The following is a 23,352-nucleotide window of genomic DNA, read 5'->3' as shown; positions in this document are numbered from 1 at the left end:
GATCACCCCCTAGCCAGCACGACCTCCCCCTGATCCTGCAAAACAGGATTGGGGAGTGCGGCGAGAATCGCCGCTTTTGGCAGGGCCTTGTGACGGGCTCAAACCTATAGATGCCCGCTGCGACCGAGCTCCGGGCTCCGGTAAAGTTCTGGGTAGTCAGCTTCACACAGGACTCCCAAAAGCAGTGATTCTCACCGCAGTCCCAAAGATGCTTCGCATCCAGGTGTTGGTTGGTTTGGGAAACAAGAACAGGAAAATGGCTTGAGCCATCGAATGCAGGAAATACCTCCCTCGTTACAGTGCTGCCTGCGATCGATCCCGTACTGCGTGATTTCATGACGGAAGCTCCACGCCAACGGCGTGATACAAAACAGCCCGGGGTCAGACCGCGAAGCGGTCGCCACCCCGGGTTTGAACGGTGAAGCGATGGAACTCCAACGGAGTTCTACAAACCGTCCAGATTACCTGGAGACGACCGTCTCGCAGCGAGTAACTGGTGGAGTCTCCAAGGTGGCGGTTCTAACCTCTCGATACCCGCTACGAGCACAATATGGACTCCGGCAAGGTTCTGGGTAGTTAGCTTCACACAGATCTCCCCAAAGCGGTGATTCTCACCGCAGTCCCAAAGATGCTTCGCATCCAGGTGTTGGTTGGCTGGGGCAGTTCTCAGACAGGATCGACTCGAGACGTCGCAGACAGAGCTCATACAAAAGCAATCGGACCTCACAATTACCTCGAACCCCAACTGACGCACTGACGCACTGACGCACTGACGCACTGACGCACTGACGCACTGACGCACTGACGCACTGACGCACTGACGCACTGACGCACTGACGCACTGACGCACCAGCTCACCCTCCCACAAGCAAACGAACCAGGGGCTCGGCGACAGCCGTACTGCCGAAGACCCCGATAAAGGAAACGAGGGCGACGACAACGGGCTGTTCATACCACCGGGCAAAGGCTCCGGCACTGAGTTTTTCGATTTCAGCCAGCTCATCCTCGTGCGACTTGGCGGCAGCAGCATCACGTAGGGCAAAGTGCTGGCGCTTCTCCTTCACCACAGAAAGACAGAGCTGCCGCAGTTCCCGCGCGGCAAACACGAGTACCAGCGAGATGCTGAGAAGCAATACCGCCCCCAAACCAAACGTGATCATGAGACTGGGATGCATGGACCAGTTGTCAAAAATGCGGAAGCGGGAGACAATCATGAGCAGCAGCACCATCAGGGGATAGAGGAGCGTACGGCCCACGGAGGACGTGAAATCTGCCACGATGGCGAGAATGCAAGCCCAGTTCAAGGTGGGAGGAAATTCCGGACTGCGATCAAGGCGCGCAAGTTTTTTGAGCGCCCGGATGAGGTGCAGCGCAGAGAGATGGAGATCGATGCAAAACACCAGATGCACGATGTACATGGCGACTCCAAGCAGAAGGATGAATCGCTCCACCACGAAGGCAAAGTCGCCGCGGGCCGGGACGACCGTGGGCCAGCGCACAAAGAGCCAGCCACAGAGAAAGAGATACACCACCGCGAAGATGGCCACACGGCAGAGCCGGGTGCGCTGGGACCGCACAAGCAGGAAGATCTTCTTCATGGGCCGCGGCGGCTCTCCATCGGGTAAATGGGTGCCTATCCGATAGGGAGGCAGCCCCACGGACTGGCGGAGCAGCTCCCAGCAACTGATGGCTATGGGCACATCCACCTTGTCGTAGGCTTTCTCCAAATGCTTGGCCAGGGCGGAATCGAGCTCCCGCCGACGGGTTTCCTGGTCTCTCAAGGCCGTCTTGAGCAAACTGACCGCCAACATGAAAGCCACCAGCCGAATGAGGATGCTGGGCCAGATGCTGGTGCCGGAGGCCCAGGCCACATCTTCCAGACCGAGGTTCCAGTCAAAAAGGAACGCGGCGAGGAGCAGCATCAGGCTCGTAACTCCTAACACCTTGACCGTGACCAGTACGGCGTTCGCCAGGGAGGGCAGGCGGGTGTTGTTGAGCAACTCATCCACCAGCTTCAAACACCACTCTTTCCGGCCCGCCTTTTCAGTGCCGGCACGCTCGCTTCTCCCCCTCCGCGGGGTCGGCGCAGGGGGCACCCCCTCTTCTGGTTCGCCCCTTTCCAAGAGACGGCGTCGCTGCCGCTCTACGACCATGATGCAACCCAGCAGGCCGAGCCCGACAAAGGTAGCGAGGAAATAAAGCTCCCTAGACCATGCCGTCATGGTATCATTGAGCCAGCGCATGAACGGCAGGTCTCCAGGCGACGGCTGCTGCTCCACCTCCTGGCCAGCAGCGATTTCATACACCCTGGCAGATCGATCACCGGTATCCAGCGGGTGCTCTGTGCGAGGCCCGCGCAGAGCGTGCCAGGTCTGCTCCACCAGGATCGTCTGGTAGCAGTCCCGCAAGGGGGGGAGGCGCCAGGTAATCTCCGGCATCCCCGCTGGCACCCGGGGCACGAGGCCTGCGGCACTGGCCACGACGAGATTTCGAGTGAAGTTCTGGAAGTCTCTCTGGAAGTAGAGGCTGTCCAGATCGGTGGTAAAGAACACGGCCGATGGCAGCTCTGGCCGCACTGCCTGAAGAACGAGCATCTTGTCCCAGCGATCACTTCCCAACACACCCACCGCAGCGATCTTCGGCTTCCCGGGCTCCGACTCCTCCCGGGCCAGATGCTGGGCCATGAGCCGCAAGTAGTCCAGCTGAGAAGTGCCTTGGGAGGGCTCGCTGATGGCAAAGGTGGGCGCCTCATACCGAGGACCTCCGCTGCTTGCGGCACCCCCTTGATCGGCATTGCGTCTCTGGTCCGCCTGGCTGCCATCCAGCCCGCGCAGGTAGGTGCGGCACTCCAGATCCACTTTCTTGAGCGCAAAGAGCTTCTGCAACTCCTCAGTGATCGCACGGCTGTAGAGCGTGTCGGACTCGATGAGAATCACCACACGTGGGCGAGGCTCGCCCTCCCGACGCTCTGCATTGAGTCGCGGAACCCGCAGGCAGAGCTCGTTCACGGTCGCCTTGGCGGTATCCGCATCACTCAGGGTGGGCCGCCAGAGTCTCAACCAGTAGCCCGGATCCTCTGTGCTGCCGTAGAGCCGGCGCGCAAACTGCCGGGCGGCCTCATCGGGAATGGTGGCGCGCAGGAAATGGGTCTCGAACGCGGCTGCCTCGGCGGGTCTTGACCGCCATTCCGAAGTCGGGCTGTAAGCAAAATCGACGTAGTCATCGCTGTCCCCCAAATGGAAAAAGACCCGTCTCAGCGCTCCAGGCTGGTCCGAGTGAACGTGGCCTTTGCTGTAGAAAGCGGCTTCCAGGGAATCCTTGATCCGAGAGGGCTTCACCTTGTCGGCAGCGATCTTGGATTTATCGAGCCAGACAACACAGGCGGACTTGGTGGTCCGGTCTCCACGACGGGTTACCACGTCCCCACGCGGACTCCCCGTGCCGAGAAACTCGAACCGTTCCGACCGGCCGATGACTTCTCCTTGAGCGGGTTTGGGAGTGCCGCCCGGGTCTCGACCATGCTCCGCCGACACCAGCATGAAGTTCTGCATTCTCTGGGTTTTGGACCAGTAACCGGCTGCCGAGAGAGCCGAGGAGATGGCATAGCGGCTGCGCAGGCGCACCTCCTTGGCTTCCGGAGAGAGATCGCCGTCGATTGCCACTGTGAGGATGAGCGTGCTCATCCTCTGCCCGGACTCGTCGCGGGAAACGGTCTTGGCCTGTGAGTCCTCGTGCAAGGGAGCGGGCGCTTCTCTGGCGGAAACGCCCGGTGCATTCGGTACATCGGTCCTGGCAGGAGCAGCGGGTTCATCGGCTTTGGGAGGATCCGATTTCACGGATTCTTCTTCGGAAAGCCCTTCCAAAGGATCCTCCCAAAGCCGTTTGGAAATCGATCCATCCCCGGCCGTGCCCGCAGACTCTGCCACGACATTGGAGGAAGGCGGGCGGGAACTGCGGAGCCGGGTCTCCTGACCCACCACTCCCAGCAACACAGCAATGATGGCAAAAATCTGGGTGCCGAGCAGCCAGAGGCGGTTGGATTCTTGAGGCATGACTCAGGCGGTGCGAGCCGGAACACAGGGTACCCCAGCTTGGTGCAAGGCCCCCGCAGCAGGGACCACGGCCAGAAGAACGGCGAAAGAGAGCCCACACCACCATGGAATGAATCCCGGTGCGTGAAGACTCCCATCTCTACCGCGCCCAGCTACCGTGGTGAGATCCTACGCGGTGACCAGTGTGATGAAAAACGGGTTGTTCTCAGGTGGCGCTGGATGTCGCCTGTCGTTCAGTGGTGATTTGATGGAGAACGCCCGGAGGACGTGGAGTCAGTCTCGTTAGAAACAGTAGCCGTTGATTTTTTGATTGTCAAGACCGTGGAACGCATGCGTCCCACTGCCATCTGGGTGAGAATGCCTTCTTAAGAGAAACCGTGGCTCACGCCGCCCCCAGGCCCCAACTCCGCCTGGTGCAGGCCGCTCGATAGGACTTGCCCGACTGGAGGACCTTGGTGAGGATGGCGATGACATGAAAAATCCTCGCGTCCGCCATTTGATCTTCAGCGCCATGATATTGCTCAGCGCTGTGAGCCTGCCCCTAACCGCCCTGCTGGCTGGCGGTATTGCCCGGGTGGCATCTCAAGGGTTTGTTGCCTATCACGGTGGTCGCCCCATGCCCGCGCTCACGCAGATTTTGGTGTCAAATCAGTCTGGCTCATATGCACCAGCGATCTGTGCAACAGCTTTTGCCATGGTCATGGCCGTGCTGGGCATTCAGTCTCTGCGAGACCCCGACTCCGGACATGGGTCGGATCGCCTCGTGCACGCCTTCCTTTGTTTCATCGGTCCCGCGTTGTCGCTGATGTATCTGGTGCTGATGCTGCTGGCGATTGCGATGCCGCTGGTCAGTAAAGGGACCGTGATGGTGCCGCTACAGGTGGACCCGTGAGGAGGGAGAGGCGGCGCATTGGCAATAAACCTGCATCCAGGACAGGAAAATCCCTCGCCCCTCCTGCTTAGGCGACTGAGAGAGCAAAATGTAGTGTCATGCTTTAGCTTGGCGGCTACTGACTTGCGCACCTCAAATGAACAGTCCCGCATGCGGGACAGTGACTACTTTGCCTGACACCTGAGTTCACCCTCCACAAGGAGGCGGCGATCATCAATCGACACGCTTTGAACAAATCCATCCCGGAAAACTTACGCGACCGGACGCCAGTCCGACAGATCCACGCCGAAGGATCGAGCCCCCTCAGTCATTGCATCATCAATCGCCAAGAGACTCCATCGATTCACGACATTCCATCCTGCGTCACGAGCGAATAGAAGCACCCCCTCTTCCGTTGAACAAAGGTCAAAACGGGCAATGGCAAGTCCTCGAAATCTCGCAGTCACGGCTCTCCCTTCGGTCAGCCGTGAAAATGCAAAGCATGGATCTTTTGAGTTTTTGATCGAGGCCGCCAGCACCACGGTGGCCCCCTCGATCTTCTCCGGACAGGGAGGCATGGGCCGTTGCCAAGTCATGACAAAATCCCGGTACGGGAATCCACTCCGATCTCGCAAATAGTCTCGAACCACCTCCACAGATGGGAACAGCAAAATTTTCTGTCCATCGTTCATGTCGTCCGACTTGGATTGGAGCACCTCCTCCGGGGACATTGTCACGTAGTCCGTGTCCATCTGCATCGCCTTCAGGCAGCGAAAAGCAAGCTCCTCCGTGGCAAACGCAATCATCACCAGGCCAACCGAGGTCTTCATGTATAACCCGCCGGGTGGCGCCTTGGTTCGAATGAGGTACATGCTGGGTGGAACTGGCGAAAGCTTCTCACCGACGCTGGAAGTTGGCAAGACTGAGTGCCGCGAGTTGGATGTTTCATCCTACCATCTGGCGGAAGGGCTAAGGTGAGGAACAAGCCGAATGAGCAGGCGAAAACGGTGTCAAGCCACCGTACTCCAAGACGCTTCGCGCGGTTGAGAGTAGAGCCAAAGCACACATCAAGAGTAGATGTACAGCTTGCCATGGCACATGGCAAGACGCGGCAGCGTCTTGGAGTGCGTGCGGCTCGACGCCGCTTTCGCCAGCTATGTGGCAATCAGACACCCCGATCAATCGCCTGCAGGCAAGACAACCATCTTGAACTCAGGAGCACATCGTCCCCCCTCCCAATCCTCTTCACAGGAAGACACCGGGGGGGCACCGCTTCAAACTCAAAACCTCAACTATAAGTTATTTCATCTATCTAAAGCTCTTTCGGGAGCATCTTCACCCCCTCCTCCTTGAGGTCACTATCCGTCCAGAAATCCAACAACTCCCCCTCCCAACGGTTAAGAACGGTCCTCTCCCACGGACAATACAGATAGCACGACCAATTGGCGAGTGAATCGGAACCACCGAATGATAGCGCGCTCACAATACCGCGGGCAACGAACAAAGTTGCCCTGTTCCGCCCTCCGCCGACAGCCCTCCCAAAAAAAGCGCGGACCGCATCTCTGCGGCCCGCGCTCCCGGATCAGTCATCCCGATCCAAAATCACAATTCCAAATTCAAAAATCAGCAATCCCTACACCGCCTCGCGGACGCTCTTGAACATGTAGTACCCCCAGCCGTGGTCGGCATCGCCGTTCCAGTCTGGATCGTAGTGATGTTTCTTGAACAGGAAACGCTCGGGGTGCGGCATCAAACCAAACACTCGCCCAGTTTCATCCTGAAGACCGGCGATCTGCTGGCTGCTGCCGTTCACGTCGCTGGTGTAGAGCAGGGCGGCGCGGCCGTTCTGCACGTACTGGCCGGCGGCGTCATCGATGCCGACGAAGCGACCTTCCGCGTGAGCCACGGGAAGCTCGAACTCATCCGGCAGACCCTGGAGATAGGGGCTGGAGGCGTTCTTCTTCAGGCCCGCCCAGCGGCAGATGAAGCGGCCGCTGGTGTTGTGAATGAGACTGCCTTCCGGAAGGAGGTGAAGCTGCGTGAGGATCTGGAAGCCGTTGCAGATGCCCAGCACGTGGCCGCCACGGGACACGAACTGCTGCAGTCCGTCTCCCACCTTGGCCAGTGTGTTCAACTTGGCAAAGCGGCCGGACATCACGTAGTCCCCGTAGCTGAAGCCACCGGAGAACACCACAAGCTGGGTATTGTCCAGCGCATGGGGTTCGAGGAGGGCGATGGGCAGCACCTGGGTCTCAAAACCCACCGCCTCAAGGGCGCGGGAGGTCTCGGCGTCACAGTTCGTGCCGGGGTATTTCAGTAGTAGGGCGTGAGGCCGTTTTGCCATAGCGGTTTGAGTTCGGAAATGGAGGCGTTGATGAAGGTGTTTTCGTCGTCGATGATGACGAGCTGGCCGTCAGCGGTGGTTTCACCGATGGCGGTGAAGCCGAGAGACTCGGCCAGAGCGGCGTGCTCGGGAGCCACCTCGAAGACGATGCAGCCCGGCGTTTCGCCGAAGAGGTACTCGGCAGGCTGGAGCTCCACCGTGGTGGGAATGTCGCCCAGATTGACCTTGATGCCGGCCTTGCCGGAGAAGGCCATCTCTGCCAGCGTCACGGCCAGGCCGCCTTCGCTGATGTCGTGAGCGGAGAGCACTGCGCCCTTCTTCACCAGTTCGTTGTACTGCTTGTAGGAGGCGAAAGAAGTCTGCTCATCGAACTCCGGCGCATTCGGGAAGACAAGTCCGTCTTCTTCAGGATCTTCGGAGCCCTGCATAACCATGCGGGCGAAGACACTGCCAGCGAGACCGCTGGCCAGCTGACCGAGCAGGAAGAGCTTGCTGCCCACCTTGCGCAGGCTGGAGCCGACGACGTGCGAGGCCTCCTCCACCACGCCGAAGCCGCTGACGAGCAGGGTGCACGGGATGGAAATCGGACCTTCGTCGGTCTTGAAGTAGTTGTAGAAAGAGTCCTTCCCGGAGACAAACGGGGCACCGTAGATCTCGGCGGACTGGGCCATGCCCTTGGTCGTTTCCACGAGTGCGCCCAGTTCATAGGCGTCGTCGGGGTTGCCTAGGCAGAAGTTGTCCAGAATGGCAATGCGTTCCGGGTTGGCCCCCATGGCCACAAGCTGGCGGATGCACTCGTCCACACAGGCGCGGCCCATGAGGTGCGGGTGGGTCTTGCCCAGTTCAGGGAGGAGCGAGAGGCCCAGGGCCACGAGTTGGTTGCTGCCATCCACGCGGATGACGGAGCCGTCCTGCGGGGCGTCACCGCTGGCACCGGCCAGAGGTTTCAGGAAAGTATTCCCCTGCACCTCGTGGTCATACTCGCGGATGATAGGTTCACGGGAGACGATGGCGAAGTCCGAAAGCACGGCCTTGAGCATCTCATTGCCTGCCTCCGGCTCTTCAAAGGAGATGTAGCAACCTTCTTCATCGGCATCCACATTTTGCCACTCGGTCTTGAAGTGGCGGCGGGGTGCTTCGTGCAGCTTGCGGCAGTCGAGCTCGCACACCATTTCGCCATGGTGCTTCACCTTGAGAATGCCGGTGCCATCGGCCTTGGCCAGCACGCAGAGTTCCGTTTCGTAGATATCGGCAAGCTTCTGCATCTCTGGGAGATCTTGCTCCTCGATCGCGATGACCATGCGCTCCTGGGACTCGCTGATAAACACCTGCCAGCTCTCGAGATCGGGAGCCTTGAGCGGGGCATTTTCCAGCCACACTTCACCGCCGGTCTCGCTGAGCATCTCACCTGCCGCGCTGCTGAAGCCGCCGGCACCGCAATCGGTGACGAACTGGATCAGGCCCTTGGCACGGGCAGCGAGAATGAAGTCGGCGACTTTCTTCTCTTCAATAGGGTTGCCGATCTGCACCGCCGTTTGGTCTTCCTCGTGGCTGGCAGTGGTGAGGGACACGCTGGAGAACGTCGCCCCCTTCAAGCCGTCGCGACCCGTGCGACCGCCGGCGGCAATGAGCACGTGCCCGGGCTTCACTTCCTTCTGGATGTCCTTGATCGGGATCACGCCCATGGTGCCGCAAAACACCAGGGGATTGTAAATGTAAGTGTCGTCGAACTGGATGGCCCCGCTGGTGGTGGGGATGCCCATGCGGTTGCCGTAGTCACGCACCCCGCGCACCACGCCACGCATGACGCCGAGGGGGTGGATCACGTCCTTGGCCAGGATGTCCTCCTGCTGGGTGTCCGGCGGACCGAAGCAGAACACGTCGAGCGAAGCGACGGGCTTGGCCCCCTTCCCTGCTCCCAAGATATCGCGGATCACGCCGCCCAGGCCCGTGTTGGCGCCGGCGTACGGCTCGATGGCGCTGGGGTGGTTGTGCGTCTCCACCTTCAGGCACACGGCCAGCTCATCATCCAGCTTCACAAAACCCGCGTTGTCCGTGAAGGCGCTAAGCACGAAGTCGGGCTTCTTGGCGATGATGCGCTCTGTAACTTGCTTGATGTAGGTCTTGAAGAGGCCGTCCACCACTTCCGACTGGCCATCAACGGTGTGCTCAATGCGGGAGCCGAAGATGCGGTGCTTGCAGTGCTCGCTCCAGGTCTGGGCGATGACTTCCAGCTCGACATCGGTGGGCTCGCGGTTTTCCGCTTTGAAAATCGCCTGCACGGCCAGCATGTCCTCGCGGGAGAGCGAGAGCTTGGAGCGCTGGCTGAGAGCGAGCAATTCATCACCCGACAACCCGGAGATGGGAACGTGTCGGTAAACAGCTTTGGGAGTGGGGTCGGGCATGTGAAAGGGAGGAGGAAATAAAAATCAAGCCGCCGTCTTCAGGACGACTTCCCAGGTGTGGATGGCCGGGTTCACGATATCGCGAACGAACACGGAGGAGTCCGCGCCTTCACCGAACACGTAGATGCGGGTCTTGAGCGTGAGTTTCTTGAGCTCGAACCCGGGTTCCGCGAGTTTGCGGTAGTAGTTGAGGATTGTCTCCTTCTCCAGGTCCAGAGCGCCGCCCTTCATCCCGTAGTCGAGGATGAAGGAGGTGTTGTCCCAGAGCGGCAGGCCGTCGTTGTGGTACTCCTGGCTGATGGGGTCCACCAGCACCTTCTGCACAAAGGCGTCCAGCGCCGTCTCACTGCCATCATACTCAAAGAGGTACCGCGTGGTACGACGGAAGGTGAGCGGATGGGCAGGCGGAGCGTAGAGCAGCGACTGGGCATTGCCCTCGCTCTCAAACTTGCCGGTGATTTCGTAGGTTTTGGTCATGAAAAAGCGGGAGGGAGGGACAGGAAATGGGGGGATTTTTTAGACAGAATGAACAGAATTTACGAAACTAGATTCAAACTTCCACAGCAGCGAGCCACGAGGGACATTCGCAAGATCATGGGCGTCATTCCAATTCTGTTAATTCCGTTAATTCTGTCTGGTTTAATCATCAGGACTCCGCCGGAAGATTAGATGGCGTTGGCCTTGCAATACTCTTCGAAGAGGCCACGCTGGCGGTAGAAGTCCACTTCGGCTTCTCCCACTTCGCGCAGGGCTGCCTTGGAGGCTTCCGGCTCTGTGTTGCCCAGCACGTGCTGGCGGATGATGTCCATCTTCTTCGCCTGCAGGGCGAGGAAGTCGGGGTGCACCACCGGGGTGTGCGGCCACTTGCCTTCAGCCTGGCCTTCCTTGAGCACCTTCGTGAAGGGGGTGCCCGTCTTGCTGGCAATCTTCTTGGCGTCGTTCACGCCCGCGAACCAGGTCGCCTCGGCGATCTTGTAGTAGTCGCGCATGGACTGCTTGTTGTAGTGCAGCACGATCTTCTTGCCTTCGGTCTCAAGGAAGGCAGTGGCGCGGAAGCTGTCGGTATCGATGGTATCGACGAAGAAGAACTCGCCCTCGTCCACGGCGAACTCCCACTTGATGTCCCAGAGGAGGAGGCCGATCTCATCGAGAAGCTGGCGCACGGCCCAGGCACCCAGGAGGCTGAGCTTGATGGTGCTGACGAAGGCGTCTGCCTCCATGCCGCTCATCAGAGCGGCTTCCTGCTTGGTCACGTTTCGGTCTTCCGGCTCGTGCTTGCTGGTGAGGTCAAAAATCGGGCGGGGCAGGAACTGCCAGGCCTGCATGGCCTGGGAGAGGCCCAGCTCGTTTTCGTACGTCTTCTTGTCAGCATCGCTCAGGCTGGCGTACTTGCGCAGCACGGAGGACCCGCCGGTGATGCCGAAACGCACGATGTACTCCAGCGGGATCACGTACGTGGCCGCCTGGTAGAACATGGAATAGTCGTAAACGAAGGAGCCCAGGATGGGCTTCTGCACCGGCTTCATGACCGGGAAACGGCGCACCACGTTGAAGGTGCTCGGATTCTCAGGCATCCCTGCGGTAATCTCGCCGGTCACGGAGTCGAGCATGCCGGTGTGGTGGGTATTGGCCCCGCTCACCACCATCTTTTCCAGCGGTCCCACCAGGAGGTCTTCCAGGAAGGCCCTCGCCTCAGCGGAAGCTTCTGGCTTGGCAATCTCCTTCTGGATGGCTTCTCTAACCTTTATCCAGGTTTTGGGCTGGGCCATGCGGGTGTAGAGGGCGTGGCGGAAGGTGGCACGGGCCACATCACTGCCAGGGATGTCGAAAATGCTGCCGACATCGAATACAGAGCCCGCATTGGTGGTCTCGCACACCATGAGGTCATCGCGGCCCGGAACCGCGTAAAGCCGCTGCACGGAACCCACGTAAATGGGTGGGCCGAGATCAGACGGACGAACCACCGGAAGGTCAGTAGTAGTGGACATGCTCGCTAGATAAAGGAGCAATTTGCTTTAGCAGGGGGATTCCGGGACGCAAGGGATTTCCGGGGGCGAGGGGCTCGCCCCCCTCCTCTCCGGGACCGCCCCCGGTCCGTGCACGGCTCACACGTATAGCGCGCGGGAGACGTAATCTCCCCGCTCCACCCGCCATTGAGCGACGACATCTGAATTATACTCTAATGATCCTGCAAAATGCGCCCGCCCCAGGATCTACAGGACGGACCGATCTCATTTCCGCCAGGAGTTTTGGATGCTATGTCGAGACACCTTTGTGCGATGATTCCGAAGGGTCTGCCGTCCGACGCAGTGCCGCCCCCAATACACAACGACAATCACCCCCATCCCTCCAAACCAGCGAAAAAGAATGTCCCCCTCTTGCTAAAAAGCGCACATCCCCCAGACGCGCGAGCGAGCCAGATGCTCACCCCGGCCGGCTCCCGGCGGATTGCCTGGGGAGAGACACGCCGGACGACAGCGGCTCAGCCACCACGACAGCCTCGAATGATCTTGACCAGGGGACGTCGGCTTTGGTCGCCAGACAGTGTTTGAGCAGAGGGGGGCGACATGGAAAAAAGACACCCCCTCTTGACACCCTTACACCCATTTGGGGGCGAGCGAAACTCTGGCGACTACGCCCCACCGACCATCAGCAGCCGCCACACCAAACCGAGCCCCCCACCCACCATAACTATGGGGATGACACCCCACTTCCGCCAGTGCATTCCCGCGAAAAGGACAGTCCCGAGCACAAGGGCGAAGAGATCGATAGGACCACCTCCCGGCCAGAGGGTGTGAATGCCAAACCAGACAGCGAGATTGAGGATGACCCCCACCACCGCCGCAGTGATGGCTGAGAGCGTGGCCGTGAGGCCGCGTACGCGGCGTAGTCGCTCGATGAAAGGAGCGCCGGCAAGCACAAAGATAAAGGAGGGGAGAAACGTGGCCCATGTGGTGATGGCTGCTCCCAGAGTTGCAGCAAGCAGGGGCGGGAGTGGGCCGGGACTCTGCCAGGCCCCGACGAAACCGACGAACTGCAGCACCATGATGAGCGGCCCCGGGGTGGTCTCGGCCAGAGCCAGACCACTCATCATTTGAGGAGTCGTGAGCCAGTGGTGTTGATCCACCGCCTGCTGGGCGACATACGGCAGCACCGCATAGGCTCCGCCGAAAGTGATCAGGGCCGCCTTGCTGAAGAAGAAGCCCAGCTTGAACCAGACGCTCTGCCAACCCGCCACCCACCCGGCGAGAAGGATTGGCCCCCACCAGAGCAGGGTGCCGCAGCCCACTACGCGAAGCGCATGGGACCATCCGGAGCGGTATCCGGCAGCCTCCTCCCCCAGATCCTCGACTGCGGGGTTCAAGGAATCACCACAGTCAACAACCGGTGCTCCACGACTCTCTGCCTGATCCTTTCCCCCTCCAAAGTATCGGGGGGCGATCTGACTGCCAATCCACCCCAATATTCCTGCTCCCAGCATGACCGCGGCGAAGGGGGCCTTGAAAATAAATAGGGCCACGAATGCGGCCACTGCCAATCCCCACATGACACTGTTGCGGAGAGCCTTCCTCCCCACCCGCAGGACGGCCGCAGCAACGATGGCCATGACGGCGGGCTGCAGGCCGTAGAAGATGGCCGCCACCCACTCCACATGGCCCAGGCTGATGTACAGCCAACTCAGAGCCCAGAGGATGACGACCGCAGGCAGAACGAACAAAGCGCCCGCCACGATGCCACCTCTCACTCCATGGAGACGCCAGCCAAGATAGGTGGCAAGCTGCTGAGCCTCTGGGCCCGGCAGTAACATGCAGAAATTCAGCGCATGCAGAAAGAGCGGCTCGCTGATCCACTTTTTGCGATCCACCAGCTCGGTGTGCATGATGGCGATCTGCCCGGCCGGACCGCCAAAGCTAATGAAACCCAGCTTAACCCAGAACCGAAGCGCTTCGCGGAAGGACGGCGCAGGGGATGGCGTCTCAGAAGTTTGCGCCAGGAGAGCGATCGATGATGAAACAGGCACGGGGAAATGAATAAATTGGCTGGAGTTTACATCCCATGCGAGCGACAATTTCGCCAGATCCATTTGTGGCATGAAAACCTCATTTGCCCCCTTCATTGCGGCTCTTGCCAGTGCCGTCATCCTGGCCCCCATTCCCCCAGTCAGTGCCGCCCCCCCCAAACTGAAAGCCAGCTCGGAGCCAACCAAGCTGCCCTCCAAGCCCTCTCTCCAAGAAGGCAATCTGGATATCCAGATCAGCACCGCCACCCTCTCACGAATCAGGGAAACGATTCGGGATGGATCCGGGCGCATCGCACGGACGTCGGACGTGTCCCCGACGGGCACTGTCACCACCCGGGACGGATCTGGGAGAATTGTCTCCACCTCCAGCGAGGATCCTTACACCGGTACCGTGACCCATCGCGACAACAAAGGGCGGATCACTGGCAACACCCAGAAGATGGCCTCCGGCACGGAAGTGACACGGGATTCCAAAGGCCGCATTGCAGTGACATCCAGTTCCACGAAGGCAGTCGACTCAGAAACGACAACTTATCGTGATGGCAGTGGGAGGATACTGGGAACCAGGTACGTAAGCCCGGCTGGCAATGTCACTTACCGGGATTCCAACGGCAGAATTACAGGGCCTAATTTCAAGTAGGGGCAAGCTCTTCAGGCCCTGAATCAACCGGCCCCGACCAGAGCACCATTGCGCTTTTTGTGAAGATTGATTACGCAAGGTGAGAAGACCTGGGCAGGTGTTGGACGGGCGTAATCTTGCATATTGGATGGATTTCCAGTAATTTACGAACCCATGAAAAAAACCGTTTCCGGTGCCCTGGCTCTTGCACTTCTGATGGCCTCAACCAGTGGGACGGGTGCCGCTCCGCAGCCTGAATTGAGAGTCTTCACCAGCAAGCAGGGCAGCACCCTCAAAGCACGGTTTTCGGCAGTGGCGGGTGATCAAGTGACGATTGTACGGGAAGACGGGCGCACCATGACGCTGCCCCTCAGCGCCCTCAGCATGGTGGACCAGGAGTAAAGTCTCTCAGAACTCGTTTTACACGATTGGATTTTGAGCAACCAAGGACCTGTGGTGAGGGAGGCGGCAGAAGGTGCAAAGTAGCGCCATGCTTCAGCTTGGCTTCGATTGATATGGGTAACTCGACTGAACAGTCCCGCATCCGGGACTGTGACTGCTTTGGCTAAAAAGAAAGACGCAAGCGGAGCAACACTCCCGCCTGCGTCTTCAACTTCTCAAGTCTTCTGTCCCCCGCGCAGCGGGCTACGGCACCAAGAAGATCTCACCCGTGCGAGGGTCCTTGACCTTCTGGCCAGGACGGAAGTCACGAACGTCGATCATGTTCTTCGTTTCTTCCTTCACTCCAGGCGGGTACACGAAGCCCTGCTTGCCGGGAACCGGGCGACCATAGCGAAGTCCACCGTTGCTACTGTTTAAGGCGGTGCCTGCATCACCGGCTTTGCGCTCCGGCATGGGGGCCGGAGTCGTCGGGTTGACATTCCCGGGTTTCTTCATCGAACCCGAACTGGAGGGGACACCGGACTTGGGCTCATCCCCAAACGGGCTCTCGGAAGGCAAGGGAGCCGGGCGGTTGCTGGAGTCATCTGAACGTCGGTCCGAGGGAGCACGGTCGTCGCTGCGAGGGGCGCTGTCGTCGTGGGGAGAAGGCGTGTAGGCATCCCGGGGGGCCCGTTCGCGCTCAAGATCCCGATCACGATAGGTCGGGCGGCGGAGGCCAGTATCTGGGTAGGGCACACCATCCGGATATGTCAGACCAGGACCGCGGGGCTGGCGGCGCTGCTCGTACCGCAACTCCAGCTCCCAGTTTGGATCCTCCTCTTCCCAATAGGGATCATCACGATACGGTGGGGGCGCCCCACGATAGCCCGGCGGCGGTGGGACTGGTTCCATATGTCCATCCACACGGTCAGCCGCGTCTTCGATCTTCCGGCCAAGACCGAAGAATATCTCACCGATTTTTTCGTGAATCTGACGACGGCGCTTCTTCAGGTGATCAATCGGCCCTTCGGCCTGCGCAGGCAGGGCCGGAAAGATCATGAGGGCCGCCAGCGCACCATAGAGACTGCGCACCAGAGTCGAGTAAGAGGGTTTCATAGGATGGACGGGAAAAGTATAGGGTCACCAAGAGTGCCAGCCAGTGAGACGGGAATGTGGGCGAAAATACTCACCTGGGTTTGAAGTGTTTCTGTCCGTCACAGGCTGAATCGCTTGGCCCAAATGTTGTGGATGCTTGGAGCCCGCCCCCCACTCTCTCCGATAGAAAAGAGCTTGACGATCGTTGTACACTCCACTCAGATATACTGTATACAGTTTTGAAATTCCCGTTGTGATGATTTCCCTCGACGCCAGCGCTCCCGAACAAGGCCTGCAACCCGTCCGCCGCTTCACCCTGGCGGAGGAGGTGGCGGACCAGGTACGCCGGGCGATCATTTCTGGTCAGATTGCCGAGGGCAGTGCCATCAGCGAACCTAAGCTGGCCGCCCAACTGGCTGTGAGCCGCGTGCCCGTGCGGGAAGCCTTGGTGGAGCTTGAGCACGACGGGGTCGTGGAGTTCGACCACCGTGGACGCTGCCAAGTGCGCCAGTTCAGCGCCGAAGATGTGCGGGAAATCGTGACCCTCCGCCAGACACTGGAGGTCATGAGCGCCCGGTTGGCGGCCCAGAAACTGACCGCAGATACCGCTGCGTCCCTGCAAGAGAACGTGCAGGCTCTGGAGCAGGAGACGGATGTGACCAACATCAGCCGGCTGGATGTCGCCTTCCACGACCTGATCATGCAGGCTGCGGGCCACTCACGACTCCTCACCTGCTGGCGGACTGTGCGCGCCCAGTTTGAGCTCCTGCTGGCCAAAGCTCATCGCTGGCAACAAGCACACGACATTCCCGTGACCGATCACGCCCTGCGTGGTCACCGCCCCATCCTCACTGCCATCCTGGCCCGCGATGCTGACAAGGCCGGACAGGCCATGCGCCAGCACATCGAAGACTGGGGCGAGCTCAACTACAAACTGGGAATGGACTCAGAGGCCTGAACTATCGCCCCCTTCCCCACTTTTCACTTTTTACTCTTAATTTTTCACTGCTCACCAATGAAACCCATCGTTCAAATCTCACTGGACCTCACCAATATTGACGAAGCGCTCAAAACCGCAGCCCTGGCGATCCGGGCTGGCGTGGACTGGCTGGAGGCTGGCACGCCGCTGATTCTGGCGGAAGGTCTGCACGGCGTGCGCGCTCTGCGAGCCTCGTTCCCCGGCATCCCGATCGTGGCCGACCTCAAGACGATGGACGGTGGCTATCTGGAAGCGGAAATGATGGCGCAAGCCGGAGCCACCCACGTGGTGGTCATGGCCCGTGCTCATGAAGAGACGATCAAGTGTGTGGTGAAGGCCGGCAGGGATCACAATGTCAAAGTTATGGGTGATAACCTTGGCTGCCCGGACATGGTGGCAGGCGCCAAGATGCTGGAGGATCTGGGCTGCGACTATGTGATCCACCACATCGGCTATGACGAACGCCGTGGCCTCGCCGCCGCCGGTCAACGCATGCCCAGCCCGCTCGATCAGCTGCGCGAGGTCGTGCAGGCCGTAAAGATTCCCGTTCAGGCCGTGGGCGGACTCACTCTGGAACAGGCCATCCAGTGTCCCCAGTACGGTGCGCCGCTCGTGGTGCTGGGCGCACCCCTCACGGTGGACGCAGACGCCTTCAAGACGGCAGATGGCGACCTCGAAGGATCACTCCGCCTGATCTGTGAGGCCGTGCACTCCCAGGTGGTTCCCGGGTTTAGCGCATAACGCTTGCCATCAGATCATCACATTCAGAATTCCTCATTCCGCATTTATGAAGACCGCTTCCGCTGCTGTTGTGAACTATGCCCCGGAGAAGGGGTCCGTTGAGATTCGTGAGATCCTCGCCCCGGAGATTGGGGACGACGATGTGCTGCTGGAGGTCGCCAATGTGGGCGTCTGTGGCAGTGACCTCCATCAATGGACAGCCGACCATAGCTGGCCGGTGAACTACCCGGTGGTACTGGGTCATGAGTTTGGCGGCCACATTGTGGAGACCGGCAAGAACGTGATCAACTGGAAGGAAGGTGACCGCGTGGTGAGCGAGACCGCAGCGGTCATCGACATCAACAATCCCATGAGTCGCCAGGGGCTCTACAACCTGGACCCCACACGCAAGGGTTTCGGCTACGGTGTGAACGGTGCCATGACCCGCTACGTGCGTGTACCCTCCCGCTGCCTCCACCGAGTGCCGGACAAGCTGGCCTTTGAACAAGCCTGCCTTACGGAACCTTGCTGTGTGGCTTACAATGCCGTGGTGGAGAACAGCCGTCTAAAGCCGGGGGATCGCGTGATCGTACTGGGCCCCGGCACCATAGGCATTCTGTGCGCGGCCGTGGCCCGCCTGTGTGGGGCTGAGGTCGCCCTGGTGGGCTTGGAGAATGATCGTCAGCGTCTGGAGATCGCCAAATTGTATGGCTGCGAAGGCATCATCGGCGACGCGACGGAATGGGCCAAGCGGCGAGATGGCCTGGGTGCCGATTGCGTCATCGATGCCGCCGGCTCCAGCATCACACTGAAGATTGCACTGCAGCTCGTCCGCCCCAACGGCTGGATCACCAAGGTGGGCTGGGGCCCGCAGCCACTGGGCTTCTCCATCGACCCCCTCGTGCAGAAGAACGTGACCCTGCAAGGCAGCTTCAGCCACAACTGGCCAGTGTGGGAGCGAGTGATCGCCCTGCTGGCAGGCGGTCAACTGGACGTCAAACCCATCATCGGCGGCGTCTGGGCGGTGACCGAGTGGCACGAGGCCTTCGAGAAGATGCACAGCGGCGAGGTCGTGAAATCTGTACTTAAGCCGGTGTAAGGAAGTTGAGACGCTTCGCTGTTGAGACACTTCGTTGGTTGAGATGCCGCTGTGCGGCTGGTTTAGGAATACACACTTCTCCATGAACACACGACGGACATTTGTAGCTTCCTCCGTGGCGGCGACAATGGCAGGGCCTTTGCTGGCGGCGGAGGGTGCGGCAGGAACCAGCGCAGGCACCGGTCGCAAAACCATTGAAACAGACGTGCTGGTTTGTGGCGGTGGCTGTGCGGGCACCGCCGCGGCACTGAGCGCTGCACGACATGGCGCACGAACCCTGCTGGTGGAAAAGGCCCCCTTTGCAGGCGGGATCATCACCAGCGTGGGGTTGCCCTATTTCGATGGCATCTCCAACATTGGCGACCACCGCGTGGTGGTGAAGGGCATCGCCCTGGAACTCTTGTCCAAGACCGGAGTGTGCGCGCCTGACGCGCAGGTGATCAAACCACACAACCCGACGATCCCCAACACGTTTGAGTTCAAGGTACTACTGGACCGGGAGCTGCAGGCGCAAAAAGACCGGCTCACAGTGTTGTACAACTCCTTTGCCTGCGAGGCGGAGTCGTCCAACGGCCGGATCCGCAATGTCACCATCGCAAACAAAGACGGCCTGGTAACCGTGCGCCCCAAGGTCGTGATTGACTGCACCGGCGATGCCGATGTCGCGGCCTGGGCCGGCACACCCACTGAACAAAGCGCCGAGGTGCAGCCGTTGACCCTCCACTTCCGCATCGGCGGCGTGAAGCCCGCCAAGGGCATCGGCGGACTCTGCCGCGAGTCTCTGGTGAAAGCTCAGGCGCTTGGAGAATTGCCTTACTTCTACGGCCCCGGAGTGATGTTCCTCTTCGGCAAGGATGAGGTGTATGTGCACGGCATCCGTGTGCCAGCCAACCCCACCGACGCCGCCGACCTCTCCCGCGCGGAAATGCAGGGGCGCGCCGACGCCCTGGCCATGCACAAGGCCTGGAAGCGCGACATCCCAGCCTTTGCAGATTCCTATTTCCTCGAAGCCTATCCCTGGATAGGCGTGCGTGAATCCCGGCGGCTCATTGGCCAGCACGTGCTGAATGAAAAGGAAATCATGGGAGGTCGTCGCTTCCCGGACGCCATCGCCACTGGTTGCTGGTATCTGGACCTTCACCCCAACAAGACCACTCTGGGCAGTGCCAACGACTTCAAGCCCGAGAAGGTCCAACCCGGCCCCTACGACATCCCCTATCGCTCCTTGGTCCCGCAGAAGATCGAGAATCTCCTCGTGGCTGGCCGTTGCCACTCCGCCACCCGCGGCGCTCATGCCTCCACACGAGTCACCGTTACCGCCATGGCCCTCGGCGAAGCCGCCGGCTGCGCCGCGGCCCTTAGCTTGAAGAACAGCACCAATGTGGCCGAACTGGATGGCCAAAAAGTGCGGGAGGTTCTCACCACCGTAAATGCAGGGCCGTTTACTGATGCGGCATAGTCGCCTTCTGTAGTGTTCCGCCAAAAGGTGGCACTCGAGCAACTTCTCTGCTTCGGATCCCACTTATCACTTTTTACTCTTAACTTTTCACTGCATTCAACCTATGCGCCTCAAAGACAAAGTCATCATCGTCACAGGAAGCTGCACCGGCATTGGCAAGGCCATGGCCAAGCGTTTCGTCGCTGAAGGAGCCAAGGTCGTAATCCACGGACTGGAGGCGGATCTGGGGGCGCAGGTGATCGAGGAATTGGGAGCGGAGAATGCGACGCTGCACATCGAGGATCTCACGGCAGAAGGCGCACCCGAACGCCTCGTGGAATTGGCCGTAAAGAGCTTTGCCAAGCTGGACGCGGTCGTGAACAACGCCGCCATGGTGGTGGCATCCAACCTCCACACCACGGATCTCGCCTTCTTCCGCAAAATGATGGAGGTCAACACGGTGGCCCCCTTTGCTTTGATCAAGGCCGCACTGCCCCAGCTCAGGGAGAACCGCGGTGCGGTATTGAACATCGGCTCTGTGAATGCCTGGAGCGGTGAGCCCAATCTGCTGCCGTACAGCATTTCCAAGGGCGCGCTCATGACGCTCACCCGCAACCTCGGAGACACTCTCATGCGCGAAGATCATGTGCGAGTGAACCAGATCAACCCCGGCTGGGTGCTCACCGAAAACGAAGCCCAGCGCAAGAAGGAACACGGCCTGCCTGAGGACTGGTACACTCACGTACCACGTGTTTACGCTCCTGCGGGACGCATCCTCTGGCCGGACGAAATCGCAGTCGCGGCGGTGTACTGGCTGGCGGACGAAAGCGGACCCATCAGCGGTCAGGTCGTGGATCTGGAGCAGCATCCCTTCATCGGCCGCAACCCGCCCAAGGACGCCACAACCATCCCGGTGAGCGATAAGCAGTAAGAGGTGGGCGTTGGTTTCAGCTCATTCCTAATTCCTCATTCATCATTCATCATTCCTAATTTTTCTCCCATGCCCAAACTTGCCGCATTCCCCAAAGCCTTCATGCAGGCGCTCTGCAAAGACGGATCGATGAAACTGTCTGAGTGGATCGGCCTTGCGTCCAAGCTTGACGTACAGGGTCTGGAATGGTACGCCGGGTTTCTGGAGATGGCGAACGAGCGCAACTGGGCGGGCTTTCGCAAGCAAGTGGAGGATCTCGGTCTCGTGATCCCCATGATGTGCTGCTCACCCGACTTTACGCACCCGGACGCGGCGTTCCGTGAGGCACAAATTGCGAAGCAGAAGGGCTGGATCGACATGACCCACGCTCTGGGCGGCTCGTATTGCCGGGTGCTCTCCGGGCAGCGTCGCCCGGAGTTGACCATGGATCAGGGCGTAAGCCTGGCGGCGGAATGCATCGAAGCCTGTCTGCCCTATGCGCAGGAACGAGACATCACGCTCATCATCGAGAACCACTACAAGGACGACTTCTGGGACTACCCGGAGTTTGCCCAGAAAATGGATGTCTTCTGCAAACTGGTGGACCGCATCGACCACCCGGCCTTTGGCGTGAACTATGATCCCAGCAACACCTATCTGGCTGGAGAAGATCCGCTGGAACTCCTGCGCCGCGTGTCCCACCGCGTGGTCACCATGCACGCCAGTGATCGCTACCTGATTGAAGGAACCATTGAAGATCTGCGCAAAGAGGAAGGCGGCTCCGCCGGCTACGCCAAACGCCTGCGCCATGGCGAGATCGGCAAAGGCTTGAACGACTATGATGCGATCTTCACCGAACTGAAGAGCAAAGGATTCGATGGCTGGATCAGCATCGAAGACGGCATCGAAGGGATGGATCAACTGGAGCGCAGTGTCGCGTTCTTGAAAAAGAAGATCGCAGCGCATTGGGGCTGACCCGGAATCAGTAAGAGGAGCGAGGGACATTCGTGTCCCGGTCCGTGCCAAGGGTCCCATGAGGTCGTTTCCCGGCTTGATGACCGTCAACCCCTCAGGCTCCTCCCCGACGGGCCCGACCAACCCACATCCCCGCTCCGCAGCAGGGTTGGAGTACCGCTTTTAAGCGGAATCACGCCCCGAACGGCCCATGACGCGCCCCCTCATCCCGCTGGCCGGACGCGTTTTACTGCGGGCAACCTCAAGGGCTCAGCGCATCCTGATTCCGCTTAAAAGCGGTACTCCACCTGGCGCGGACATCAACCGACCAGAGGGGGCCGGATCGCCCTGCTGGGGATATTGACACACATCCGCCAAACCCCCGCCACTTCCAAGCCGCCCCACTCTGACGCACTGACGCACTGGAGAACATCCAGCCATCAGTTGATGGGGGTTCTAGAATTGACCTCCCAGCCACTTCGAACCCCGACGCTCCGGCAGCGCGCGAGCTCAAGTCTTATATCTTGGGTCTTCCAGTCTTGTGTCTGCCTCGCACAACGGGCCTCAAGTCTGATGTTTGGCGTCTGGCAGTCTGGCGTCTCCCACCCAAGGGCTGAAAGACGCCCCTCCACCTCTCCGTACTCTAAGCCTCCTCAACTGGTCAGACCATCAGATGATCACCCCCATTCCCTTCCTATTACCGCTCCCTCTCTCATGAAAATCACCGCCATTTCCCGGTCGCCGTCGCTGGTGGAGAAAGTTGCCGCCCGCCTGGCGGAGTTGACGCGCGGGGAGGATGCAGAGGGAGGACGTCGCTTGCCAGCGGTGCAGGCCCTCTCGGAACAGCTTGGTGTCAGTCGCAGCGTGGTACGGGAGGCGGTAAAGCGCCTGGAGACGCAAGGTTTGCTGGAGGTGCGTCAAGGGGTGGGCATGCGTTCCACAGACAATCTGCACAAGCCTCTGACCCAGGCGGTGGAACTCCTGGTGCCGGATGCGCAGGAACGCTTGCGCCAGCTCGTGCAGGTGCGTCTGATGCTGGAGCCGGAACACGCGCGTCTGGCGGCGCTGAACGCCACTCAAGAACAGCGCACCCACTTGCAGGAAGTGTATGACCGTCTCGCGGCGGCCGACACCCTGAAGGCCGCCATTGAGGCGGACATGGCCTTTCACCATGCGCTGGCCTCGGCCTCAGGGAATCAAGTCTCGGCCATGATGCTCCTGTCGCTCACAGACCTTCTCAAAGCCAGCCTGTCCCGCGGCTACAGCCGGGTAACCACCGAGTCCGCCATCGTCGAGCACGGCATCATTCTGAAGGCTGTACTGGGAGGTGATGCAGCGGGTGCAGAGTCCGCGATGCGACAGCATCTGGACACCACCCTGGATGAACTGGCTCTACCGCCGAAGAAGCGGGCAGCGCGCAAGAGATCCGCTGGCAACTGATCACTCCCCACCTCCTCCAGACAG

Annotated in this window: 18 protein-coding genes; 10 read left to right on the top strand and 8 right to left on the bottom strand. The window is 60.0% G+C overall.

The features are described from left to right. Window positions 1-854: 854 nt before the first annotated feature. Window positions 855-4,052 carry a hypothetical protein gene (locus VSP_RS10735; protein WP_009960557.1) on the bottom strand — a complete coding sequence of 1,066 codons (3,198 nt, stop codon included), beginning with the start codon at window positions 4,050-4,052 and terminating at the stop codon, window positions 855-857. Between the two features lie 472 nt (window positions 4,053-4,524). On the opposite strand from VSP_RS10735, the gene VSP_RS10730 reads away from it, so the two are divergent. Further along, complete coding sequence (locus tag VSP_RS10730) at window positions 4,525-4,944, top strand: hypothetical protein (protein WP_029190343.1); 420 nt, start codon at window positions 4,525-4,527, stop codon at window positions 4,942-4,944. A 251-nt stretch (window positions 4,945-5,195) separates the two neighbouring features. Here the strand turns inward: VSP_RS10730 and VSP_RS10725 are convergent, their stop codons facing one another. The 6 genes from VSP_RS10725 to chrA form a co-directional block, all read right to left on the bottom strand. Further along, a complete protein-coding gene (locus tag VSP_RS10725) occupies window positions 5,196-5,753 on the bottom strand; it encodes a hypothetical protein (protein WP_029190342.1) in 558 nt (185 codons plus the stop codon). A gap of 803 nt (window positions 5,754-6,556) precedes the next feature. Next, on the bottom strand, window positions 6,557-7,267 hold the full coding sequence (locus tag VSP_RS10720) for a phosphoribosylformylglycinamidine synthase subunit PurQ (protein ID WP_009960552.1): 711 nt from the start codon (window positions 7,265-7,267) through the stop codon (window positions 6,557-6,559). Beyond that, window positions 7,237-9,672 carry a phosphoribosylformylglycinamidine synthase subunit PurL gene (gene purL / locus VSP_RS10715; RefSeq protein WP_009960551.1) on the bottom strand — a complete coding sequence of 812 codons (2,436 nt, stop codon included), beginning with the start codon at window positions 9,670-9,672 and terminating at the stop codon, window positions 7,237-7,239. The genes VSP_RS10720 and purL overlap by 31 nt, the downstream gene beginning before the upstream one ends. A gap of 24 nt (window positions 9,673-9,696) precedes the next feature. Further along, on the bottom strand, window positions 9,697-10,149 hold the full coding sequence (locus VSP_RS10710) for a hypothetical protein (protein WP_009960549.1): 453 nt from the start codon (window positions 10,147-10,149) through the stop codon (window positions 9,697-9,699). Between the two features lie 188 nt (window positions 10,150-10,337). Next, entirely contained in the window at window positions 10,338-11,660 is a 1,323-nt protein-coding gene (locus VSP_RS10705) for a phosphoribosylaminoimidazolesuccinocarboxamide synthase (RefSeq protein ID WP_009960548.1), read from the bottom strand. Window positions 11,661-12,304: 644 nt separating this feature from the next. Next, on the bottom strand, window positions 12,305-13,756 hold the full coding sequence (gene chrA, locus VSP_RS10700) for a chromate efflux transporter (protein ID WP_009960546.1): 1,452 nt from the start codon (window positions 13,754-13,756) through the stop codon (window positions 12,305-12,307). Between the two features lie 7 nt (window positions 13,757-13,763). On the opposite strand from chrA, the gene VSP_RS10695 reads away from it, so the two are divergent. Further along, window positions 13,764-14,333, top strand: a complete 570-nt coding sequence (locus VSP_RS10695) for a hypothetical protein (RefSeq protein ID WP_009960545.1) — start codon at window positions 13,764-13,766, stop codon at window positions 14,331-14,333. A gap of 153 nt (window positions 14,334-14,486) precedes the next feature. After that, the gene (locus tag VSP_RS10690) at window positions 14,487-14,714 is read left to right on the top strand and encodes a hypothetical protein (protein ID WP_009960543.1); all 228 of its coding nucleotides are present in this window, start codon (window positions 14,487-14,489) and stop codon (window positions 14,712-14,714) included. 243 nt (window positions 14,715-14,957) lie between these two features. Here the strand turns inward: VSP_RS10690 and VSP_RS10685 are convergent, their stop codons facing one another. Beyond that, complete coding sequence (locus VSP_RS10685; protein ID WP_009960541.1) at window positions 14,958-15,809, bottom strand: chromosomal replication initiator protein DnaA; 852 nt, start codon at window positions 15,807-15,809, stop codon at window positions 14,958-14,960. A 235-nt stretch (window positions 15,810-16,044) separates the two neighbouring features. Here VSP_RS10685 and VSP_RS10680 point away from each other — a divergent pair, with 235 nt between their 5' ends. The 7 genes from VSP_RS10680 to VSP_RS10650 all read left to right on the top strand — a co-directional run bounded on the left by VSP_RS10680 (window position 16,045) and on the right by VSP_RS10650 (window position 23,328). Then, complete coding sequence (locus VSP_RS10680) at window positions 16,045-16,746, top strand: GntR family transcriptional regulator (RefSeq protein WP_009960540.1); 702 nt, start codon at window positions 16,045-16,047, stop codon at window positions 16,744-16,746. 57 nt (window positions 16,747-16,803) lie between these two features. Further along, window positions 16,804-17,508 carry an orotidine 5'-phosphate decarboxylase / HUMPS family protein gene (locus VSP_RS10675; protein ID WP_009960538.1) on the top strand — a complete coding sequence of 235 codons (705 nt, stop codon included), beginning with the start codon at window positions 16,804-16,806 and terminating at the stop codon, window positions 17,506-17,508. A 46-nt stretch (window positions 17,509-17,554) separates the two neighbouring features. Continuing rightward, on the top strand, window positions 17,555-18,586 hold the full coding sequence (locus VSP_RS10670; protein WP_009960537.1) for a zinc-binding dehydrogenase: 1,032 nt from the start codon (window positions 17,555-17,557) through the stop codon (window positions 18,584-18,586). A gap of 82 nt (window positions 18,587-18,668) precedes the next feature. Then, window positions 18,669-20,045, top strand: coding sequence for an FAD-dependent oxidoreductase (locus tag VSP_RS10665; protein WP_157210835.1), 1,377 nt, complete (start codon window positions 18,669-18,671; stop codon window positions 20,043-20,045). Window positions 20,046-20,148: 103 nt separating this feature from the next. Then, complete coding sequence (locus tag VSP_RS10660; protein WP_009960534.1) at window positions 20,149-20,955, top strand: SDR family oxidoreductase; 807 nt, start codon at window positions 20,149-20,151, stop codon at window positions 20,953-20,955. A 69-nt stretch (window positions 20,956-21,024) separates the two neighbouring features. Next, entirely contained in the window at window positions 21,025-21,909 is an 885-nt protein-coding gene (locus VSP_RS10655) for a sugar phosphate isomerase/epimerase family protein (protein ID WP_009960533.1), read from the top strand. A gap of 693 nt (window positions 21,910-22,602) precedes the next feature. Next, window positions 22,603-23,328, top strand: a complete 726-nt coding sequence (locus VSP_RS10650; RefSeq protein ID WP_009960532.1) for a FadR/GntR family transcriptional regulator — start codon at window positions 22,603-22,605, stop codon at window positions 23,326-23,328. Window positions 23,329-23,352: the final 24 nt, after the last annotated feature.

The organism is Verrucomicrobium spinosum DSM 4136 = JCM 18804 (assembly GCF_000172155.1).
GTDB classification, from domain to species: domain Bacteria; phylum Verrucomicrobiota; class Verrucomicrobiia; order Verrucomicrobiales; family Verrucomicrobiaceae; genus Verrucomicrobium; species Verrucomicrobium spinosum.
Note: the sequence above shows the minus strand (reverse complement) of the source record. Positions and strands in the feature narration are given on the sequence as shown.

What these genes read in the sequence shown, in the direction of transcription:
- VSP_RS10735 (WP_009960557.1), bottom strand. Translation starts at nt 4,052, where the DNA reads ATGCCTCAAGAATCCAACCGCCTCTGGCTGCTCGGCACCCAGATTTTT.
- VSP_RS10730 (WP_029190343.1), top strand. Translation starts at nt 4,525, where the DNA reads ATGAAAAATCCTCGCGTCCGCCATTTGATCTTCAGCGCCATGATATTG.
- VSP_RS10725 (WP_029190342.1), bottom strand. Translation starts at nt 5,753, where the DNA reads ATGAAGACCTCGGTTGGCCTGGTGATGATTGCGTTTGCCACGGAGGAG.
- VSP_RS10720 (WP_009960552.1), bottom strand. Translation starts at nt 7,267, where the DNA reads ATGGCAAAACGGCCTCACGCCCTACTACTGAAATACCCCGGCACGAAC.
- purL (WP_009960551.1), bottom strand. Translation starts at nt 9,672, where the DNA reads ATGCCCGACCCCACTCCCAAAGCTGTTTACCGACACGTTCCCATCTCC.
- VSP_RS10710 (WP_009960549.1), bottom strand. Translation starts at nt 10,149, where the DNA reads ATGACCAAAACCTACGAAATCACCGGCAAGTTTGAGAGCGAGGGCAAT.
- VSP_RS10705 (WP_009960548.1), bottom strand. Translation starts at nt 11,660, where the DNA reads ATGTCCACTACTACTGACCTTCCGGTGGTTCGTCCGTCTGATCTCGGC.
- chrA (WP_009960546.1), bottom strand. Translation starts at nt 13,756, where the DNA reads ATGGATCTGGCGAAATTGTCGCTCGCATGGGATGTAAACTCCAGCCAA.
- VSP_RS10695 (WP_009960545.1), top strand. Translation starts at nt 13,764, where the DNA reads ATGAAAACCTCATTTGCCCCCTTCATTGCGGCTCTTGCCAGTGCCGTC.
- VSP_RS10690 (WP_009960543.1), top strand. Translation starts at nt 14,487, where the DNA reads ATGAAAAAAACCGTTTCCGGTGCCCTGGCTCTTGCACTTCTGATGGCC.
- VSP_RS10685 (WP_009960541.1), bottom strand. Translation starts at nt 15,809, where the DNA reads ATGAAACCCTCTTACTCGACTCTGGTGCGCAGTCTCTATGGTGCGCTG.
- VSP_RS10680 (WP_009960540.1), top strand. Translation starts at nt 16,045, where the DNA reads ATGATTTCCCTCGACGCCAGCGCTCCCGAACAAGGCCTGCAACCCGTC.
- VSP_RS10675 (WP_009960538.1), top strand. Translation starts at nt 16,804, where the DNA reads ATGAAACCCATCGTTCAAATCTCACTGGACCTCACCAATATTGACGAA.
- VSP_RS10670 (WP_009960537.1), top strand. Translation starts at nt 17,555, where the DNA reads ATGAAGACCGCTTCCGCTGCTGTTGTGAACTATGCCCCGGAGAAGGGG.
- VSP_RS10665 (WP_157210835.1), top strand. Translation starts at nt 18,669, where the DNA reads ATGAACACACGACGGACATTTGTAGCTTCCTCCGTGGCGGCGACAATG.
- VSP_RS10660 (WP_009960534.1), top strand. Translation starts at nt 20,149, where the DNA reads ATGCGCCTCAAAGACAAAGTCATCATCGTCACAGGAAGCTGCACCGGC.
- VSP_RS10655 (WP_009960533.1), top strand. Translation starts at nt 21,025, where the DNA reads ATGCCCAAACTTGCCGCATTCCCCAAAGCCTTCATGCAGGCGCTCTGC.
- VSP_RS10650 (WP_009960532.1), top strand. Translation starts at nt 22,603, where the DNA reads ATGAAAATCACCGCCATTTCCCGGTCGCCGTCGCTGGTGGAGAAAGTT.